18 protein-coding genes and 1 pseudogene are annotated in these 20,368 nt (G+C 60.6%); 10 read left to right on the forward strand and 9 right to left on the reverse strand.

Annotation, left to right across the window (positions count from 1 at the left end):
* Positions 1-43 precede the first annotated feature (43 nt).
* From ABXS05_RS29720 to ABXS05_RS29745, 6 genes are all read right to left on the reverse strand, one after another.
* Positions 44-1,057 (reverse strand): methyltransferase, encoded by a 1,014-nt coding sequence (locus tag ABXS05_RS29720; RefSeq protein WP_367626368.1) that lies wholly within the window; start codon positions 1,055-1,057, stop codon positions 44-46.
* A gap of 781 nt (positions 1,058-1,838) precedes the next feature.
* Positions 1,839-2,552 carry an IclR family transcriptional regulator gene (locus ABXS05_RS29725; protein WP_367626369.1) on the reverse strand — a complete coding sequence of 238 codons (714 nt, stop codon included), beginning with the start codon at positions 2,550-2,552 and terminating at the stop codon, positions 1,839-1,841.
* Positions 2,553-2,660: 108 nt separating this feature from the next.
* On the reverse strand, positions 2,661-3,326 hold the full coding sequence (locus ABXS05_RS29730; protein WP_367626370.1) for an amino acid ABC transporter permease: 666 nt from the start codon (positions 3,324-3,326) through the stop codon (positions 2,661-2,663).
* A gap of 3 nt (positions 3,327-3,329) precedes the next feature.
* Positions 3,330-4,001 (reverse strand): amino acid ABC transporter permease, encoded by a 672-nt coding sequence (locus tag ABXS05_RS29735; RefSeq protein WP_367626371.1) that lies wholly within the window; start codon positions 3,999-4,001, stop codon positions 3,330-3,332.
* A gap of 11 nt (positions 4,002-4,012) precedes the next feature.
* Positions 4,013-4,744: an amino acid ABC transporter ATP-binding protein gene (locus ABXS05_RS29740; RefSeq protein WP_367626372.1), complete on the reverse strand. Its 732-nt coding sequence runs from the start codon at positions 4,742-4,744 to the stop codon at positions 4,013-4,015.
* 82 nt (positions 4,745-4,826) lie between these two features.
* Positions 4,827-5,735 carry a substrate-binding periplasmic protein gene (locus tag ABXS05_RS29745; protein WP_367626373.1) on the reverse strand — a complete coding sequence of 303 codons (909 nt, stop codon included), beginning with the start codon at positions 5,733-5,735 and terminating at the stop codon, positions 4,827-4,829.
* 210 nt (positions 5,736-5,945) lie between these two features.
* Here ABXS05_RS29745 and ABXS05_RS29750 point away from each other — a divergent pair, with 210 nt between their 5' ends.
* From ABXS05_RS29750 to ABXS05_RS29765, 4 genes are all read left to right on the forward strand, one after another.
* Positions 5,946-7,271, forward strand: coding sequence for a pyridoxal phosphate-dependent aminotransferase (locus ABXS05_RS29750; protein ID WP_367626374.1), 1,326 nt, complete (start codon positions 5,946-5,948; stop codon positions 7,269-7,271).
* A gap of 15 nt (positions 7,272-7,286) precedes the next feature.
* The gene (locus tag ABXS05_RS29755; RefSeq protein ID WP_367626375.1) at positions 7,287-8,981 is read left to right on the forward strand and encodes a dihydroxyacetone kinase family protein; all 1,695 of its coding nucleotides are present in this window, start codon (positions 7,287-7,289) and stop codon (positions 8,979-8,981) included.
* 142 nt (positions 8,982-9,123) lie between these two features.
* Positions 9,124-10,020, forward strand: a complete 897-nt coding sequence (locus tag ABXS05_RS29760) for a dihydrodipicolinate synthase family protein (protein WP_367626376.1) — start codon at positions 9,124-9,126, stop codon at positions 10,018-10,020.
* A 198-nt stretch (positions 10,021-10,218) separates the two neighbouring features.
* Positions 10,219-11,601 (forward strand): MFS transporter, encoded by a 1,383-nt coding sequence (locus ABXS05_RS29765; RefSeq protein WP_367626377.1) that lies wholly within the window; start codon positions 10,219-10,221, stop codon positions 11,599-11,601.
* Between the two features lie 711 nt (positions 11,602-12,312).
* On the opposite strand, the gene ABXS05_RS29770 is transcribed toward ABXS05_RS29765, so the two are convergent.
* A complete protein-coding gene (locus ABXS05_RS29770; RefSeq protein WP_367626378.1) occupies positions 12,313-13,236 on the reverse strand; it encodes a LysR family transcriptional regulator in 924 nt (307 codons plus the stop codon).
* 398 nt (positions 13,237-13,634) lie between these two features.
* Between ABXS05_RS29770 and ABXS05_RS29775 the strand changes: the two genes are divergently transcribed.
* From ABXS05_RS29775 to ABXS05_RS29800, 6 genes are all read left to right on the forward strand, one after another.
* On the forward strand, positions 13,635-14,420 hold the full coding sequence (locus tag ABXS05_RS29775) for an amino acid ABC transporter ATP-binding protein (RefSeq protein WP_367626379.1): 786 nt from the start codon (positions 13,635-13,637) through the stop codon (positions 14,418-14,420).
* Positions 14,421-14,433: 13 nt separating this feature from the next.
* The gene (locus ABXS05_RS29780; protein ID WP_367626380.1) at positions 14,434-15,093 is read left to right on the forward strand and encodes an ABC transporter permease; all 660 of its coding nucleotides are present in this window, start codon (positions 14,434-14,436) and stop codon (positions 15,091-15,093) included.
* Between the two features lie 11 nt (positions 15,094-15,104).
* Positions 15,105-15,836, forward strand: coding sequence for an ABC transporter permease (locus ABXS05_RS29785; protein ID WP_367626381.1), 732 nt, complete (start codon positions 15,105-15,107; stop codon positions 15,834-15,836).
* Positions 15,826-16,962, forward strand: a complete 1,137-nt coding sequence (gene alr, locus ABXS05_RS29790; RefSeq protein WP_367626382.1) for an alanine racemase — start codon at positions 15,826-15,828, stop codon at positions 16,960-16,962. The genes ABXS05_RS29785 and alr overlap by 11 nt, the downstream gene beginning before the upstream one ends.
* Before the next feature lie 32 nt (positions 16,963-16,994).
* Positions 16,995-17,840, forward strand: a complete 846-nt coding sequence (locus ABXS05_RS29795; protein ID WP_367626383.1) for a transporter substrate-binding domain-containing protein — start codon at positions 16,995-16,997, stop codon at positions 17,838-17,840.
* Positions 17,841-17,903: 63 nt separating this feature from the next.
* Positions 17,904-19,193 (forward strand): CapA family protein, encoded by a 1,290-nt coding sequence (locus tag ABXS05_RS29800; protein ID WP_367626384.1) that lies wholly within the window; start codon positions 17,904-17,906, stop codon positions 19,191-19,193.
* A 76-nt stretch (positions 19,194-19,269) separates the two neighbouring features.
* Here ABXS05_RS29800 and ABXS05_RS29805 read toward each other — a convergent pair.
* Positions 19,270-19,620 (reverse strand): annotated as a pseudogene (locus ABXS05_RS29805) (IS21 family transposase); the annotation flags it as partial.
* A gap of 113 nt (positions 19,621-19,733) precedes the next feature.
* A complete protein-coding gene (locus tag ABXS05_RS29810; RefSeq protein WP_367626385.1) occupies positions 19,734-20,312 on the reverse strand; it encodes a TetR/AcrR family transcriptional regulator in 579 nt (192 codons plus the stop codon).
* Positions 20,313-20,368: the final 56 nt, after the last annotated feature.

Here is a 20,368-nt window from a genome sequence, read left to right on the forward strand (position 1 = left end):
CCGAGGAAGAACCATGGCAGATCAGAGCTGAAAGCCGCTGGTATCATCCGGACTTGAAGCCGATCACCATCGAATCTGGCCCCAACAGCCGCTCGACGCGCGTGGAGACGAAACCGGCGTCGTGCATCCAGGCCTGGCAGTCCGCGCCGGTGTAGTCGAAGCCTCCGCGGGTTTCGATCAGCATGTTGAGGCTCATCAGCAGGCCGAAGGCGTTCTCGCGGCGCTCATCGTCGATGACGGCGTCATAGGCGATCACAGCCCCGCCTTCCGGCAGTGCGGCGAAGGCCTTTTCCAACAGCATTTTCTTCTCGGTGAGATCCCAGTCGTGCAGGATATGTCCCATCACGATCACGTCCGCGGTCGGCATCGGGTCGTCGAAGAAACTACCGGCCTGAAAGCGGATCCGGTCGGCGAGGCCTTGCTGGGCGACAAACTCCTCGAAGATCGGCTGCACGGCAGGCAGGTCGAAGCCGATCGCCTTGAGATGCGGATGAGCCCGCGCGACCACCACCGGCACCATACCTTGCGCCGCACCCACATCGGCGAAAGTCGTGTATTTCGACCAGTCGAACTTGGCCGCGATCGCTTGCGCCGCTCCAGCGCTGATGCCGCTCATCGCCTTGAGAAAGCCGCGCAGCCGTTCCGGCTCCGCATAGATCGCGGCGAAGAAGTCCTCGCTGTGCTTGCCTTCGTTCTGCATTTCCCCCGTCTGCAGGGCTTCGGTGAGCGAACCCCAGAAACCGTAGAGCCGGGCATTGGCCATTTCGAGGATGCCGCCGACATAGGATGGCTTGGCCTTGTCGAGGAAGAGGTCCGTATCGGGGGCATTGCGGTAGATGCCGTCCTCGCGTTCGAGCAGCTTCAGGGCCACCAGCGTATCGAGAAAGTCGCGGGCCGCGCGGGGATGCAGCTTCAGCCTGGCCTGCAGGGCCGGCAGGTTGGCCGGGCCGGCTGCGAGCTCGGTGAAGACACCGAGTTCGACGGCGCTGAGCATCGCCTTGGAGGCCCAGAAGCCCATGCCAAGCTGCATGATGTGGTCCGGCGTCGTTGCGCACATCGCTCGTCTCCTCGCAAATCTTATCGTTGATTGGCGTCCGGGTCCGGTGCAGAAACCGATGCGATCCGACAGCGGCCCTAAGCCGGAGACGTCCCGCTTGTCGCAGCACCATGCAAGGAAAATATATCGTTTTGCGATGGGATGGAATTAACAACAATCATAGGTTGCGATAACGATCGGGGCCAGAGCAGAAACTGCCACTCGGCCTGCCCGCAAACGGTCTCGGCCGGCCCGAAGCCGCGTCCGCCCCGACACGTCCCTGGCCTTCGGCAACGGGTTACGGAAACGACACCCCTGATTTGAACCTGCGATTGTAACTGATGGATTTTGCTTGTGGGGCAATGGGCCTGAGAACACGAGACCTCGCCAAGCCATTGCTTGAGCGAGGTCTTCATCTTCAAACTTGGTTGCGGGGGCCCGCAATCAAGTCCGACGCTGCGACATGCCACAGCGCCCGAAAACGCGATTTCCCTCGACATACTGCGACTTAGAACCACCCACATCACAGCTGAGTTGACTGGGCCTATGCACAGCGACTGGTGAAAACCAAGGTCGTTGTGCGCCGTGGAAGTCAGGAATTCTACAACGGCGGCGTGCTGCGGGAACTCATCCAAGAGTCAAAATGCTCTTTCAACTTCTGCGCATCATACCCATCCTCGCCGCTTCGCGATCCATTGCTCGTAGAGGCGCTTCTCGCCAACGCCTGATCTGTCACCGCCGACGAGTGGAATGGCCTGCCAATGTTGAGATCCCAGAATATTACTTAGCCGCCTCCACAGGGCTACTCGGCAAGCGCTTGGGAAATCTCATTCGCAGTTTGGATAACCACCGGTGCCAACCCTGCTAGACGGCCATCCGGCATGCGATCGACCGGACCGGAGACGCTGACCGCCGCGAACACCCTGCCCGAGGAGTCACGAACAGGGGCACCGATGCAGCGCACCCCCACCTCGATTTCTTCGTTGTCGATGGCGAAGCCCTGCACCCGGATGCGCGCCAATTCCGACAGGAGATCGTCGAGATGCGTGATTGTGCGAACCGTGTAGCCGTGCAGCCCCTCCCCGGCGATCTTCCTGACGAGACTTTCGTCTTGAAACGCCAGAAACGCCTTGCCCACGCTGGTGCAATAGGTCGGCGCGGCCTGCAGCGTCGTCATGCTCGAGGCGATCATCTGTTCTCGCTCGACGCAGACCATCTGATGCCCGTCGAAAATATGGAAGTGAATGATCTCGCCGGTCAGTTGCTGAAGCTTGGCGATGTGAGGATGGGCACGCGTGGGCGTATCGAGGCTGGCCAGGACACTGCTGCCATAATGGAACATCTTCAGGCCGAGCCGGTATCCCTGGCGCCGCCCGTCCTGATCGAGCAAACCGACCTCCCGGAGCGAGGTGACGATACGGTGGATCGTGGTCTTGGGCAGACCGGTGGCTTCCGAAAGGTCAGCAATGGTCATACTCGGCCGACTGCGGGAAAAGGCGTCGAGGACGAGAGCCATCTTGCGCAGCGACTTGGCACCCGCATCCCGGCTTTCCGAAGCCGTTGAAGTTTCGGGGCTGAGAGCTTCCTGGAATATTGCGTGCACATCCATGTCTTTATCTCACTTTTAATGCCCTGATGTGATCCGTCTTACCTTTTCTTCCAACTTGCGTGCAACGAACTCCAGGGAGAAGCAGACGACGAAGTAGGTGAGAGCCAGAATGGTAAAAACGATGAAGGGCTGGTTGGTGCGGATGACCACCTCTTTGGCGAGCCTTGCAATCTCGCTGATCCCTACGACGGAGACCAGCGAGGTGTCCTTGATGATCAGGATAATCTGGCCAAGGAGCGAGGGGATGATCGCCATCAGCGCCTGCGGCAGCGTAATGTCCCGCAGGCGCTGGAATAGACTGAACCCGAGAGCCACCGACGCTTCGTTCTGGCCTTTGTCCAATCCCAGCAAGCCGCCTCGGACGATCTCTGTCATGTAGGCACCGTGAGACAACGAAAGAGCGATAATGGCGGTCGTGACAGGGCCAATATCGAGGCCGAATTCCGGTAGCCCGTAGTAAACCAGAAAAATGAACATCAGGAACGGCGTGCTGCGGAACAGGTAGACATAGACGCCGATCAAAAACCGCACGATCGCGAGAGGGGAGGAGGCAAGGAGCCCTCCGACGATGCCAAGGCCGAGTGCGGGGAAAAAGGCGGCGAATGCCAGGAACAGAACGATCGGCAATCCCGTCAGAATGAGCTGAAACGCATCGAGCGCAACGGAAAGGATATTGCTCATGAGTTATGCCCGTTTGTGCTTGGAGAAGCCGGCGCGGCTTTCGTAGACGTCCGACAGGAGGTTCAGCACGACGCACAGGGCGATATAGATCACGCAGCTCACGAGATAGGCCGGCAGGAACTGATAGCTGTCGTTGCCGACGTCGTCGGCCGCTTTCGTGATTTCAAGAACGGCGATCGTGAAGAGCAGGGAGGTGTCCTTGACCAATTGCACGAATTGGCCGGTGATCGCCGGCAGGATCGTCGGCGCGGCCTGCGGCAGGAGGACCCGGTACAGCACTATGCGCCGGCGCAGTCCAAGCGCGAGCGCGGCCTCCGTTTGGCCTCTGGGAATGGCGTTCAGCCCCCCACGCACCATTTCGGCAATGTAGGCGCCCGAATTGAACGTCAGGGCAAGAACACCGGTAGAAAAAGCAGACAGGGTTATGCCAATTGCAGGCAAGCCGAAGTAGATGAAATAGACCTGCACGAGCAGCGGCGTGTTGCGCACCAGCGAGACATAGACGGCAACCACGCCCCGAAGCAGGCCGCACGAGCTGTAGCGGGCGATACCGGCCAACACCCCTATTGCCAGCGCCAGCACCAATCCGAATGCGGCAGCCAAAAGAGCGTTGCGAATGCCGGTCAGATAAACATCGCGGTACTGCCAGAATAGGTCGTATGCATTGGAGATCATGTTCACCCGGCCTAGTGACGAAGGATTTGGTCGAGGAACATGCGGGTCCGTTCCCGCCTGGGCTGGCTGAAGAACGCCGAGGGCGGAGCCTTCTCAACCATCTGGCCGCCATCGAGAAAGGCGATCTCGGTGGCGAGTTCCTTGGCGAACCCCATCTCGTGGGTCACAACGACCATGGTCATCCCCGCTGCTGCTAGGTCTTTCATGACCTGCAGTACTTCGCCGACCATTTCCGGATCGAGTGCGGAGGTAGGCTCATCGAACAGCAACAACTCGGGCTCCATCGCGAGCGCGCGGCAGATGGCGACACGTTGTTGCTGGCCACCCGACAGTTGAGCGGGGTAGCGAGCGGCCTTGTCGCTCAGGCCGACACGCTTCAGGAGCCCCATGGCACGTTCGATGGCATCCTTGCGGGAGCGCCGAAGAACGCGCCTCTGCGGCAGGGCGATATTGTCCAGGACGGTCAGATGCTGAAACAGGTTGAAGCGCTGGAACACCATGCCGACCCTGCGATAGAGATCGCGGCGTGGCATGCTCCCAAGATCCTGGCCCTCCAGCAGGAAACGGCCCGACGACAGCGGTCCAGCCAACTTGTTGATGGCGCGAATGAACGTGCTCTTGCCTGAGCCCGATGGACCGCAGATGACCAGCACATCAGACTTCTCGAATGAGACGGAGATGCCACGCAGTGCGTGGAAGCTCTTGAAATGCAGATTGACATCATGCGCCTCAAAAAACGCCATGGCGGCTTTCTCCCTCCTTGATCGAAAAGCGGCGACAGGCGCCCGTCCTGCGTGCTAACGGGCTCCCGATCGACGATGAGCCCTATTGGAGAGTCATGCGGTTGCCGCTGCCGCTTTCCGGCACATAGGCGCCGATCCCGAGTTTATCGACGAGCTTCTTTCTCTCCTCGGACACGCTGCTGTTCTTCTCCAGGAAGTCCTTCTTCCAGGCCTCGCTATCGACCCAATAAGCGCGCAGTGCCTCGAGCCGTCCGTCCTTTTTAATCTCCGACAGGAAGGCATCCAGATATTGCTGAGTGGCGACATCCTTCGGGCGAACCGCAAAGGCCCAGTTATCCTGGCTGATCAGTTCGCGCGGCGTTTTGGAGGAGACGAAGCCATACTCTTTACGAACGACCCCTAATACGGCGAGATCGTTGAGCGCTGCATCGACACGGTTGGTCTTCAGAGCCTGATACGTGTCGGTGTCGTTGGGATAGCTTTGAATTTCGGCCTTGGCGAAGAACTGCTTGGCGATGTCGACCGCACTCGTGCCGGCCTTGACCGCGATCCTCTTGCCCGACTGATTGAGATCCTCCCAGGACACATTTTCAGCCTCGGGCCGTACGATCGCGACGACCCCCGTGGAATACCAACTCTCCTTGGTGAAAAGAATCTGCTCGGCCCGCTTCGGCGTCACCGTCATGCTGGTCGCCAGAATGTCTGATTTGCGCGTCAGCAAACCGGGGATCAAGCCCGCCCACTCGACGTTTCTCAGTTGCAGGTCGACGCCGAGCTTGGCGGCGATCATGCGGTCAAGGTCGATCGAGAAGCCGGCGGCATTCCCATTCGCGTCACGAAACTGCCAGGGCGCCGCCGACAGATCGTTCATGATGACGATTTTCTTTGCTTCGAGGATCGCCCCGATCGCGCCTTTGGGATCATCTGCCGCCGATGCCTGACTTGTTACGGCCAACATGGCGACCGCCGCGATCAAGGCGAGTTTCTTCATTTCCAGCTCCCGCTCCATTTGTTCCGCATTGCGGAATATTATATGTTTGCAACCTGATAACCACATAAAATGAAACAAAATTCAATACGTATGTTGACTGATCATAATATATTTATTTAAGTGAAGATGAACTCAAATCATATTCCGCAATGCGGAATTACAAATTAAACCACGCGCTGGGTGGGAGGGCGCCGACGATACAGCGAAGCCGTGAAGATCGAGCGCCAAGGTCGCGACGATCGACGCACTGCACCCACAAAGGATTTTGAAATTGGCCCCGGCTGCCTCGCGGCACCGAGCTGGGCGCAATGCGCAGCTGTATCCAAGCGCTGCTCAAGGAGAGACGTTATGAACTATCGGGCGGCCGAATGGCCGGCATCGGGCACCCCAACACGGATTAGCAGGATCGAGCTCAACCAGATCTGCGATATCGCCGATCTCGCGCGTGAGGATCCCAACGTCATCAAGCTGTGGATTGGTGAGGGTGATCTTCCGACGCCGGCGTTTGTCCGGGAAGCCGCTGTTGCGGCCCTTGCCGCCGGTCACACGCGATACACCTATTCAACAGGCGTGCCTGCGCTGCGTGAAGCGCTCGATCGCTATCACAAGCGTCACTTCGGGATCGATGTCGGCGCGGGGCGCTTCAGCGTCACCGCCGGCGGTGTCCAGGCCATCATGCAGGCGATGCAGGCCATTTTGAGCCCGGGTGACGAGGTGGTCGTTCCGGTTCCAGCCTGGCCAAACCTGATCGAGATCATCGGCATTCTGGGGGGAAAAGTTGTTCCGGTGCCCTATCGCACCGTGGAAGGGGGTGGCTTCAAACTGGAGCTCGACGATCTCTTCGCTGCGGTAACGTCGAAGACCCGTGCAATCGCCATTAATTCCCCCTCCAACCCGACGGGTTGGATTATGCCCCGCGAACAGATGCTGGCTGTCCGTGATTTCGCGCGGGACAGAGGTCTCTGGATCGTTTCCGACGAGGTCTATGCCCATTTCACCTATGGCGACGGATTGGCTCCGTCCTTCCTGCAGATCACCGAGCCGAGCGATCGGTTGATCGTCACCAATACCTTTTCGAAGAACTGGTGCATGACGGGCTGGCGGATTGGCTGGCTGGTCTATCCAGAAGGCATGACGACGATTTTCGACAATCTGAGCCAGTACAACACCACCAGCGTCTCGACCTTCAGCCAGCATGCCGCCATCGCGGCCCTCGATGATGGGGATGACTTCATCAAATCTTTGGTCGAACGATCGGCCAGGGGACGGGAAATCATCTGCTCCATCCTCGATAAGCTTCCCAATGTTCGCGTCTTCTGGCCCGAAGGAACATTTTACTTCTTTTTTGCCGTCCATGGGATGAACAGCGGCTACGACATGGCACGCCGGATCCTGAAGGAAGCGAGTGTCGGGGTTGCTCCCGGATCCGCTTTCGGTCCGGGTGGAGAATCCTTCCTGCGAGTCTGCTTTGCCGTCGATCCTGCCCTCATCGAGGAGGGGGCACAAAGGCTGGCGCGGTTCCTTCAAGACCAATAGCGAGGAGAAACGATCTTGAAGAAGCTCATCAACAGACCGGCCGATGTCGTCAGGGAGATGTTGGAAGGCATCGTCGCCCTCTCACCGGGCCTTGCCCTGCTGGACAGTGAGAATGTCGTGATCCGCGCCGATCTGCCGGCTTCGGCCGGTCGACCGGTGGCCCTGATATCGGGAGGGGGTGCGGGGCATGAACCAGCCCATGCCGGCTATGTCGGGCCCGGCATGCTGACGGCGGCGGTGACGGGCGAGGTTTTCACTTCCCCGAGCGTCGACGCGGTCCTCGCTGCGATCCGCGCCACGGCCGGCCCCGCCGGCGCCCTTCTTATCGTGAAGAACTACACCGGCGACCGCCTGAACTTCGGCCTTGCCGGCGAGCTTGCTGCCATCGAGGGCATCCCGACGGAGCTTGTCGTGGTCGCCGACGATGTTGCCCTATCTGGCATCGTCGCCCGTGAACGCCGCCGTGGCATCGCCGGCACAGTCCTGGTCCACAAGATCGCAGGCGCTGCCGCCGCCGAAGGCAAGGGCCTGGCGGAAGTCGCCGATATCGCCCGGTCGGCGGCCTCCCGCATCGGCACGATGGGCGTTGCGCTCGGATCATGCATCGTTCCTGCCGCCGGCAAAGCCGGCTTTACGCTGGGCGAGGACGAGATCGAACTCGGCCTCGGCATCCACGGCGAAAAGGGCGTCGAGCGCGTCGGATTGCTGCCTGCCGACGCCATCACCGATCGTATCGTCAATCAGCTCGTCCGCGACATGGCACTCGAGGCAGGGGCTCGGGTAGCCCTGCTTGTCAACGGCCTCGGCGCAACGCCGCCCATGGAACTGGCCATCATGACCCGACGAGCCCTCGCCACTTTGCAGTCTCGGGGCATCGGCATAGAAAGAGCCTGGTCCGGCAATTTCCTCACGGCCATAGAAATGCCGGGCTGCTCGATCTCGCTTCTCGACATGCGCCCGGGCGACGTCGAGCGGCTGGATGCCACCACCGCTGCCACGGCGTGGCCACGCGGTGGCGAGACGACGGGTTTTCCTCATCTGATTGCCGCTCCCGCCTCCACGGATGCAGAGGCTCCCTTGGGCGAGGCAGGTCACTTCGACCCACGAGAGCTGCGTCGCCTCGGCTTGGCCGTCGCCGATGCACTCGAGGCGGAGGAAGCCCACCTGACGGATCTCGACAGCAAGGCCGGCGACGGCGACCTGGGCGCAAGCATGGTCCGTGGCGCACAAGCCATTCGTGCACTGCCGGAAGGCGCCTGGATCAATCCGGCCAACGCGATGGTCGCTATCGGCAACACCTTGCGCCGCGCCATCGCCGGAAGTTCCGGCCCCTTCTACGCGATTGCTCTGACGCGGGCCGGCCGCCATCTGGCGCAGGCCAATCGATTCTCTCCCGATGATTTCCGAGAAGCCCTGGCGATTGCAATTGCCGCAATCAGCGAGATCGGCGGAGCAAGGCAGGGCGATCGGACCATGTTGGATGCTCTCTATCCCGCCCTCCAGACGGTCCAGTCACTTGGGGACAGCGTCTCGCCGGCGCAGGTCTGGCGAGAGGCGGCCAGGGCGGCGAATGACGGAGCCCGCAAGACCGCGGACATGACGGCCAAGCTCGGGCGTGCCAGCTATTTGGGCGAGCGAGCCCGTGGAACCCAGGATGGTGGCGCGGCGGCTGTCGCGATCTGGATGGAGGCGCTCGCCACAAGTCTGTGAAACTTCGGGCAGCGCAAGCGCCCTGCCCGAACACCCAACTGAATCGAATTTCATGGCGCCTCCATCTGGAGCGATCCCTGGCGTGCGCCCTGATGCATCGGCCGTTCGACGGCCAACCTCTGGTCAAACAGGAACTCACCTTATGAATCTCGACAAAGTCACGGGGATCATTCCTCCCATCGTCACCCCCTTCACGAAATCCGGTGACATCGATGAAGCCGCTTTTCGCAACATCGTGAAATTCAATCTGAAGAAGAAGGTCCATGGCGTCTGCGTCGGCGGCAGCTCCGGTGAAGGCCATACGCTCACCTTCGAGGAATTCGTCCGCCTGATGGAAATCACGGTGGAAGAAGTCGACGGAAAGATCCCGGTCCTGGCCGGCATCATCGCCAATTCCACCCGCGAGGCCGTCCGCCGCGCCCAGGCCATTTCGCACCTGTCGATCCAGGGCCTGCAGGTGACACCCGTCCATTATGTCTTCAAGCCGGATGACAACGCCACCTTCGAGCATTTCAAGACCCTGACTTCGGCAACGGATGTGCCTGTCATCATCTACAACGTGGTGCCGTGGAACTATCTGAGTCCGTCGCTGCTCATCCGCCTCATGAAGGAGTTGCCGGGCGTCCAAGCCGTCAAGCAGAGCGCAGGGGACCTCAAGGCGATGGCCGACCTGATGATCGGCGTCCCCGATGGCTGCAAGGTCTACACCGCGGTGGACGCCCTGCTCTATCCTTCGTTCGCGCTCGGCTGTCATGGCACGATCGCCGCCAATCCGGCCGCTGTTCCCGGTGTATGCATCGCGCTCTGGAATGCCGTCCAGCGCGGCGAGCACAACCGTGCCCGCGAGATCCACGAGGCGCTCCTGCGCTTCTGGAACGCGATCTACGCCGACAACCTGCCCGCCAACATCAAGACCTCAATCGCCTTGCAAGGCACGGAGGCCGGCTTGCCGCGCATGCCGATGCCAGCAACCACGCCGACTCAGTTCGAGAACATCAAGCGCGAGCTCCAGAACGTCCTTCGCTACGAGGAAGCCTAAACAAAGGCGGGCGCTGCGCGTAGCGCCCGCTTTCCGACCGCGAGATTAGAAGAGCGTCCGTTTGAAAGGCCGTCCCGGATCTGCACCATGCCACCGCGTGCTGCAGGTCCGGGATGCTCCCGTGCGCAATTCGGGTCCGAGAAATCGCCCTTTTGTCACAGCGGCCGGCCGCACGCGTGACTGGCTCCTTATCGGGGGATGGTCTCCGACGCGGCCAAAACAATAAAAACCAATGGCGAGGAAGCAATGACGACACCACTCCCGACGAACTATTCTCGAGCCGAGGGCCAAGCGGCCTTTTCGCACGCAACCAAGGCGAGAGACATGCGCAAGGTCGCGCTGGCCAGCGCGGTAGGCAATACGATCGAGTATTACGATTTTACGCTCTACGCGACCGCAACCGCCCTTGTCTTCAACAAGATATTCTTCCCAAGCGACAACGCCTTGGTTGGAACGCTGGCGGCTTTTGCCACCTTCTTCGTCGGTTATTGCGCGCGCCCGATCGGCGGCATCCTGTTCGGTCATTTCGGCGATCGCATCGGCCGCAAGACGGCGCTCCTGTTGACGATGATCATCATGGGCGCCGGCACTTTCCTGATCGGCCTGGTCCCGTCTTACGAGACCATCGGGATATGGGCTCCAATCAGTCTACTCGTCCTGCGCCTGGCCCAGGGGATCGGGATCGGCGGTGAGTATGGGGGCGGCATGGTCATGACCGTCGAACATGCCCCGCCCGAGCGCCGCGGATTCTACAGTTCGCTGGTCCATATCGGCGTCCCCGCAGGCTTCCTGATTCCCATTGCCTTGCTCGGCGTCCTCTCGACGCAGATGAGCGAGGAAAGCTTCCTTTCCTGGGGCTGGCGCCTGCCGTTCCTGTTCAGCATCGTCCTGGTCGGCCTCGGCCTCTTCATCCGCTTTCAGATCTCCGAAACGCCCGCTTTCAAGAGAATCCAGGAGCAGGGGGAGACGGCCGCCCTCCCTGTCGTAGAGGCCGTTCGCGACCATCGTTTCAATGTAATCCTCGGCATCGGCGCCAAAATCGCCGAAAGTGGCCTGTTCAATATCTATGCCGTGTTCGCCATCACCTATTGCGTCAATACGCTCGGCCTTCCTCGCCAAACCATCCTCAATGGCGTACTCGTAGGATGTGCCCTCGAATGCCTGACGCTACCCCTGTTCGGCGCACTTTCCGATCGCGTAGGCCGCCGCACTGTCTACATAGCCGGCCTTTTGTTTCAGGCTGCCCTGGCCTTCGTCTTCTTCACCATGCTCGACAACGCCAGCACAACCATGATCTGGCTGGCCATCGCTCTTGGCCTGGCTATCGGACATGGCTCGGTATTTGGGGCCCAGGGCGCATTCTTTTCCGAGCTGTTTCCTGCTCGTATCCGCTACAGTGGTCTTTCCCTTGTGCAGCAGATCGGTCCGATCCTCGGTGGCGGCCTTTCACCGCTCATTGCGACAATGCTGCTTGCGGAATATGCCGGCACCACAGTTCCAATTGCAGCCTATATGGCTCTCATGGCCATATTTTCCGCGATTTGCGCGCTTGCCCTGCGGCCCATCGGCGACACGGCATAGGCTGCACCAGCACCCTCGGTTTGCATTGGTGATGTGCGCTTCGACCTCGGCTGGCTCATTGTAGGAAATCAGCGGTCCGGCATCGACTTCAGAGTCGTTGCCTCGACGGACGAGTATTCCTACTCGGCGAGCGGCGACATTGTCCCATCCAGACCCGCTGTGCAAATTCCGGGCTGTCCAGCGAGCACGCAGACATATTGATTAACAGCTTTCTCCTCGACCATCGCGGAGAGATGTTGCGCAATTGACTTGTGCACGCTCCCAAAGGGCGTCTTCCGCGCCGGAATTCGCTGACAGCGGTTACGATGTGAAAGCCGCCCGGACGCTGGGGCAATTATGTCAATATCCGCTCGGCACGCTCAGACATCAAGGACGCACACCGACTGTGTCAGTTGGAACAGGATGTGCCGAACATGAGAGCAGGTTGACCGCTCTCGAATTTCAACGGATTCGCCTTGTATTAGCGCCGCCGCTCCGCCTCTGAAGGCGAGGGAATGCAGATCTCACACGCAAGCGCTTTCCCGATCGCATCGTCGATGTGCGCCTTCATCAACGATCGCATCACCAGAAAGTCCGAGCTTGCGCATCCGGCGGCGAAGGAATTTGCCAGCCGCCATAAGCTCCTTTGCACGCATCTCCCGCGCACGGGCGATTTGACCCGGCCGAACCAAATTTGCGAGCGTGTGCACGCCGCTCCATCAGATGGCGGGACTAAACACAATTCTCAACATCGGCCTGCGCGCACTCCACCAGCACCTTAATCGCGTCTTGGAGCAGCGTTCCGAGTCTCCGCCCCTTTTGCCAGAATATGACATAGTGATAGAGGGCACTCGGCTCGAAGGGGCGGACTTCGACCGGGAAGGACGCGAACTGGCTGGCGGCAAAGGTATTGCTGCTCGAGATAGCAAGACCTGCGGCAACAAAACTCACCTCCTGGCCTATGACGTCGACCTGTATCGCCAGATGCGGTTCCGCCCCCATATATCGCATGGCGTTCTCATTCATGAGATGGGACTGCATCCCTGGTTCGACATCCGCGAGCGGCTCCCCCACGAGATCTTCAGGCCTGATGATGTCCTTGTGGGTGAACCGGTGACCGCGGGGGCAAATATAGACATTGGTCGCAGTCGTTGCCGGGCACCAGTCGAAGACGTTCCCGTCCAAAGGCAGCCGAGCAATTCCAAGGTCGGCCCGTCCCTTCAGAACATGCTCGGCCACCTCAGGGTAGGTGCCCGATTTGAGCACCATTCCCGCCATCGACTGGCGTGAGCGCAGCTTGCGGAAAGCCTCGGGAAGCAGACGAAGCGTGAAGATATGCGGTGCCGCGATGCTGATCGTGTCGCTATCAACGCCCTTCAAGGATGCAACCGTTTTAGCGACCCTTTCGATCTGGACGAAGGTAGCGTCGGTATCGCGAAAAAGGGCCATCGTATGGGCAGTCGGAACAAGCCGCCCTTTGTCGCGCACGAATAATTGCACGCCGAGCAGGCTCTCCAGGATCCGAACTTGCTGGCTGACAGCAGGCTGGGTGATTTCGAGTGCCTTGGCGGCGCTGCGCTCCGAGCCCGATCTGACAACCTCGCGCAGGATCTGAAGTTGGCGGAGCGTGACGCCCGTCTTTGAGATTTCCACCATAATGAGACTTTCGTAGGCTTCCGATTGTCGCCTTCGGGATAAAGCTCAACTTATATCATCATACCGATCACGCCAGATCGACCGCCCATTACGACCTACAATTGGCTATTCTCGTTATGATGACAGCAAGCCATATTAGCTGAGCTTATCGAAAAATAATTCGGCTTATAAATTGATCTCGGCGAGCGCGCAGGCAATTCTGGGGTCAGGACGCGGTTCGGAAGGCACTCGGCGCCATCGGAACAAAAAAGCGCCCCATGCATCGACAACACACATCGAAAGGGTGGTGCCGCTCCCATGCGCGCAGCAAAGGCCTCGCCGCGTCCAACAGTCCCCATTGCCCGTATCGACACCAAGCAGCCTGCTCCGGCGCGGAGTGCCTGATGCGGAGCAGTCCCATGTTTCATCAGGCTATCCAGCACGGCATCCGTGCGGAGCGGATCGAAAAACGGCTGGGCGGCCACGCTGTCCTCCGTGGTGTTGATCTCGACGTTCGACCCGGCGAAATTCTCTCGATCCTTGGTAGCAGCGGCTCGGGCAAGAGCACGCTTCTGCGCTGCCTCAATCTCCTGACGGTTCCCGACCGGGGCGATATCTGGGTCGACGGCGAGAAGCTGGCGATCCGAGCTGCATCGCGGCAGGGCGGCCACCCCTGCGTCACCGACCATCGGCAGGTCCGGCGCATTCGGGCCTCGATGGGCATGGTGTTTCAGAACTTCAATCTCTGGCCCCACAAGACAGCGCTTGAGAATGTCACGGAAGGTCCCGTCCTCGTCAAAGGGATCCAGTGCGATGCGGCCGCCGATCGCGGGCATCATTACCTCGCCAAGGTCGGACTTTCCGACAAGGCGGATGCCTATCCCCGCCATCTCTCCGGCGGCCAGCAGCAACGCGTCGCGATCGCTCGCGCGCTCGCCATGGAGCCGAGCATATTGCTCTTCGATGAGCCGACCTCGGCGCTCGATCCGGAGCTGGTCGGCGAGGTCCTTCGCGTCATGACGGCGTTGGCGAAGGAAGGACGCATGATGGTGATCGTCACTCACGAGCTCGCTTTCGCAAGAGAGATTTCAACACGGGTCGCCTTCATGCACCAGGGGCGGATCGAGGAAGAACGCCCCCCGTCGGAATTCTTCGCCACACCTGCTTCCAGCCGGCTTCGCAGCTTTCTTGCCTCCCATCGATAAAGGGGTTTCGCGCATGGACGGATTTGCCGTGCAATTCGCCAACGGGCTGAAGACGACCGTAATGCTGGCGCTTGTCAGCGGCGTGCTCGGCATGGCGCTCGGTTTGCTCGCCGCAGCCGGGCGCCTGTCTCGGTGGAAGGCCGTGAGCCTCGCCATCGGCTTCTACACCACCATCATCCGCGGCGTGCCCGAACTGATCATCATCCTGTTGATCTATTTCGGGGGCACGGTCGCCATCAGCGCCTTCTTCGGCCGCTATGTCGAGGTCAATGCGTTCCTGGCGGGCGTCGTTTCCCTCACCGTCGTCTTCGGCGCCTACACGGCGGAGATTTTCCGAGGCGCTGTGCTCAGCATACCGCAGGGACAGATCGAGGCAGCCCGCTCGCTCGGGTTGCATCCCTGGCAGACCTGGCTGCTCGTCACCCTGCCGCAGATGCTGCGCATCGCCCTGCCGGCGCTTGCGAACCAATGGATCTCCCTGGTGAAGGAGACCTCGCTGATCTCGATCGTCGGGCTGACGGATATCATGCGGGTCGCCGCCATCGGCGCGGGCTCGTTGCGGGCTCCGCTGACCTTCTATCTGGCCGCTTCCGCCCTTTATCTCACGCTCACCAGCCTCGCACTGGTGATCTTCAACCTGCTCGAACGGCGTTTCGCCGTTTCCGGGCGGTGAGGCGTTCCACCATGGATATCGCACTCCTCCTCACCAGCACTGTCACGCTCGCCGGCGGCATTCCGCTGACGCTTCTCCTGACATTCGCGTCGCTCCTGGCAGGCCTCATCCTCTCGGTGCCCCTGGCCTTCATGCGCGCGTCGTCGCGGCGCTGGCTGTCGCTGCCGGTACTTGCCTACACCTATGTCTTTCGTGGCACGCCGCTGCTCGTCCAACTCTTCATCGTCTATTACGGCCTCGGCCAGATCGGCCTCATCCGCACGAGCGTCCTGTGGGTTCTGCTGCGCGATCCTTTCTGGTGCTGCCTGCTTGCCTTCTCGCTCAATGGCGCCGCCTACACGACGGAGATCTTTCGCGGCGGGATCCAGGCCGTAGCCACTGGCATGATCGAGGCGGCACAAGCGATCGGCATGTCGCCCTTGCAGATCAAGCGCCGGATCATCTTTCCGATCGCCTTCCGAAGCGTGCTTCCCTCCTACGCCAATGAAATCATCAGCCTGGTAAAGGCGACTTCGCTCGCCAGCACGGTAACCCTCCTCGAAATCACAGGGCTGTCGCGAAAGCTGGTTGCAGAGACCTTCGCGCCCTACGAGATCTTCATCGCCGCCGGCTTGCTCTATCTTGGCCTGACATTCGTGCTGACCGGTGCTTTCCACCTGCTGGAAACGCGATTGAACGGTGAACCGCGGGCCAAGTCCGAACCAAGCCGGGTCGCCCTCGCGCAGGTGGCCCATGAACAATAGGTCTCACCAAAGTCCGCTTCAGCTCGGCGAGACCGCCTGGCGCGAGATCGATCTGTCGGCGATTGCCTCCAACTACCGCGCCATCCGGGCGGCGATCGGACCGAACACGAAAATCATCGCCTGTCTCAAGCAGGATGCCTATGGATGCGGGGCGGAAGAGGTGGCCTGCCTCCTGTCCGCAGCAGGCGTCGATGCCTTCGGCGTCGTGTCGATCGCCGATGCCCTGGCGGTACGAAAGGCGGCGCCGCGAAAGCCTATCCTGATGTATCCGGGCATTGGCCCGGATGCCATCGAGCTTGTCCGGGAGCTCGATCTGACGATTTCGATTTCCGGTGAGGAGGATCTGCGTGGTTGGCTGTCGACCGGCGTGCCCCTGAAGATTTTCGTGAAGGTGGATCTGGGTTTCTGGCGCGCAGGCGTGGCTCCCTCGGGCCTTCGGCGCCTGATCGATCTGTGCACGTCGCAGGCCAATATCGTGGTCGAGGGTCTTTATGCCCATCTCAGCGAATTCGGCCAGGCTGGCGCCTCGGCGCAAGAGCAGGTTGCGCGCCTCACACCTCTTCTCGAGGGGCTCGAGGCGACAGGCCAGCGTCCCGCTAAGGTCATGGTGTCGAGCAGCGAAAGCCTGCTTCGCCATCCCGAATTCGACATGGATGCGGTCGATCCCGGCGCTCTCCTTTTCGGACTGACCGGCGCCTGTGCGGGTCGCCGAGCGTTGCCAATTCGTCCTGCCCTGTCGGCGATCAAAGCCCGCATCGTCGCCCTCAAGACGAGCGACCACAGCATGGGCGCGCCGCCGGACCTGCCAGGATACCATGGAGCCATGCGCCTTGCGGTGCTGGGCATCGGCTGGGGACACGGGGTGCCGCGACATCCCGGCGCCGAGGCCGCAGTGCTGGTCAGGGGACGGCGTGCTCCCGTCATCCCCCCTGTCCATCTCGAGCACCTTCGCGCGGACGTCACCGATATTCCCGAAGCCGAGCTCGGGGATGAGGCGATCCTGCTCGGCGCCGCGGGTGCCGAGCGCATCACGCTGCAGGACCTCGCATCCGCCTGGGACACGGACGAAACGGGCGCCGCCTGCGGCCTCCGCGAGAACCTGCAGCGAATACACCTCGGCGAATAATCAAGAACCGAACCAAGAAGAAGGGGAATACCATGAAACGACATCTGGCTTTGGCCGTTCTGGCAACCCTGCTCGCCAGCAGCGTTGTCCGTGCCGAGGAAAGCAAGGCGGTCACCATCGCTTCGGAAGGCGCTTCGCCGCCCTGGGACTATATTGACACGAACGGTGCGCTTGTCGGGTTCGACATCGATGTGGGCAATGAACTCTGCGCCCGCATGAAACTGCAATGCACCTTCGTCGCCCAGGATTGGGACGGCATCATCCCCGGCCTTCTGGTCAAGAAATACGATGCGATCATCGCCGGCATGTCGATCACGGAAAAGCGCAAGAAATCGATCGCTTTCTCCGTTCCCTATGCGGTGGGGCCAAACCAGATCGTCATGCGCCGCGACCTTGGTCTGCCGCCCGGCGATACCAAGGCCAAGCTTGATCTAACGGACATAGACGCGAAAAAGAAGGCGCTCATCGACAAGCTGAGGGAAAGCCTGACGGGCAAGACGCTCGGCGTGCTTCGATCCTCGAATTCCGAGGCCGTCGTCCGGGAACTCTTCGGCGATATCGCGCAGGTGCGCAGCTATGACAGCCAGGAAAATCTGAAGCTCGATCTCACGTCCGAGCGCATCGACGGCGGTTTGGGAGACTATCTCGTCTGGAAGCAGTTCCTGGAAACGCCGGAAGGAAAGGCCGTCGACTTCTTTGGGCCCCAGCTTTCCGGGGGCACCTGGGGTCCTGGTGTCGGGATCGGCCTTCGCAAGGAGGACGCCGATCTCGCGCAGGCCTTCAACGGAGCCATTGAGGCAAGCACCAAGGACGGGTCGCTTGGCAGGATCAGCCTGAAATGGTTCGGCATCGATATTTCTCCGCAGACCGGAAAGTGATTGCTCCCCCTTCCGCCGGCCGGCCTGCCCCATTTTCTGAATTCATTTCCAAGGAACTCCATCATGTCTTCGCCGTTCACGCTCGTCCTCACCGGGCAATCCCTGATTCATCATGATGTTCGCCAGGTTGCCGACGAAGGATTTGCGGCGATCAAGTCGTTGATCCAGCGGGCCGACATCGCCTTCACGAACTTCGAGACCACGGTGTTCGGTCGTCATGGCGGATGGCCGATGAAGGGAAACTACTTTGGTTGTTCGGAGCCCACGGTCCTGGACGCCTTGAAGGACATCGGCTTCAATGCCCTGGCGCTTTCGAACAACCATGCCTTCGACCTTGGCCCGCCCGGCATTCTGTCCACCCTCGAAGAGGTTGTGGCCAGGGACTTCCTTCATGCCGGCATCGGCACCGATTTGTCGCAAGCGCGGCAGCCCGGCCTCAAGACCTTCGGCAAGAGGTCGGTGGCACTCGTGGCAATGGATGCAGGGCCTGGGCCGGCGACGATGTATGCCGCTGACGCAACGGACCAACGACCGGCACGCCCCGGTGTCAACGGACTTGAGGTTTCAAGAATATTCGAGGTGGACCCGCCGCGCTTTGAAACACTGAGCGGCATTCAGGAGGCGTTCCAGAGCAGTTCCATGGAACGGAGCAACTATGCCCAACCCCACGATCCACCTCAGCTGCACTCCGCCGACGACATCGATTTCTATGGCACGATCTTTCGCAGGGCGAACGAAAACAAGCGCAGGATCGTGGTAGACACGGCCAGCCTGGCGATCCATTTGTCGGCGATCCACAAGGCGGCCGCAGAGGGTGCCTTCGTCATAGCCTACCTCCATCATCATCACTGGGAGCCGAGTTGGCGCGAGGTCCCGGAATGGGTCCAGGCGTTTGCCCGCGCCTGCGTTGATGCGGGTGCCGGCGTGTTCGTCAGCCACGGCGCTCCGGTCCTGCAGCCCGTCGAAATCCATCGGGGTGCGCCGATCTTCTATGGGCTCGGCAATTTTCTCTTCCACCTCAATGAAGGCGAGGTGGTCTGGAGCGCGCCGGAGGTTTGGAAAAGCGTCGTCGCGACATGCCGTTTCGACGCCAACGCCCGTCTCCGGTCGATCGATCTCCAACCCATCGTGATCGGCGGCGAGAAGCTGGAAGCCCGGAACTATCATGAGCGCATCGTGCCTGTTCGCGCACCTGCGGCTATGGCAACCGAGATGATCGAGGATCTGGCGGCGCGCTCACAGGCACACGGAGTGTCTATTTCTTTCGAAGGCAATTCCGGGAGGATAAGTCTGTGCCGTCCCTCCCCAGACGTTGGGAACATCCGCCAATCGAAAATCCAGCATCTGAGCTGAGAGCGGCTGCGGCCGATCGCTTCGGGGCCGGAAGCCGACTGACGGCTCGTGATGCCGGGCTTTCTTAAACGGACGTTGGCGTCGACGCATGTTCGAGCCGCCAGGCTTTTGTAAAGCGATGGATGCTGTCATGCGCGCCTTCATAACCCCGGCCACGCAGTTCTTCGAAAAGCCGGATCGTCGAGCGGCGTTCACGGCGCGGAAGCTTCGCCTCGGCTTCCAATATGCCTCTCAGCACATCGACCCAGAGTCCAAGCTTGCGCTGCGGCTGCACCTCTCGTTTGTAGCTGAATGACGTCGCGCCAGAACGCAACACCTTGCGCACCGTATCGCGTGCGATCCCGAGCTCCCGGGCGATACGCTTGATCCCCTTGCCGTTTTGAAAATGCTCAAAACGGATCCGCGCTCTCGTCTCCACGCCCGTCATCCCCGGCCCCCTCCGCTTAATCGGAAGGGGCATCCCGAAGCACATCAGAGGGTCTAAGATTCAACGCGATAACCACCCATCAAGGGGACAACATTCCACACGTTCTCACAAGTTCAGGTTGCGACGGTCTCACGGATATGATGCGCAGCCGAAGTCAGAAAACTCTGCGCAAGCTCAGGGTCGTTCACCACGCGCGATAGCGTCAATGCGCCAAGCATTGTCGAAAGAATGGCCATTGCCTTGCCGTTCGTTGGCTCGCCGTCCGGCCCGGGAAGCATGCTGCCGAGCGCCTCAAGATGCGTCTTAATTCCGGCTTCGAACGAGTCCTTCACGCTTGTGCCCTGTCTTGCTGCATCAGAGCCCAGCGCCGCAATCGGACAGCCGTCCATCTTCTCCTGGCTGTGCTCCATGCTGAGATAGAAGCCCAGCACTGCGCCAAGCGGATCGTCAGGATTTGCCGCAACTGCGGCGGCCCATCTTTGCCCAGCGCTTTCCATCGCTCGTTTGGAGGCCTGCGCCGCCAGATCCTCCTTCGACGTAAACTGCTTGTAAAAGGCGCCCTGGGTCAGGCCAGCTCCCTTCATCAAGTCCTTGAGCCCGATGCCGTCAAAGCCGTGCTCGCGAAAAAGGCGGCCCGACACATTGATCACGGCTTGGCGGTTTTCCTCGGCCTGAACGCGACTTACCCGCATCACTGATCCTCGTATTTAGATTGCATTCGTAATCTATATCAGATATAGAGGTCGAA

The sequence above is a fragment of the Labrys neptuniae genome (assembly GCF_040797145.1).
GTDB classification, from domain to species: Bacteria; Pseudomonadota; Alphaproteobacteria; order Rhizobiales; family Labraceae; genus Labrys; species Labrys neptuniae.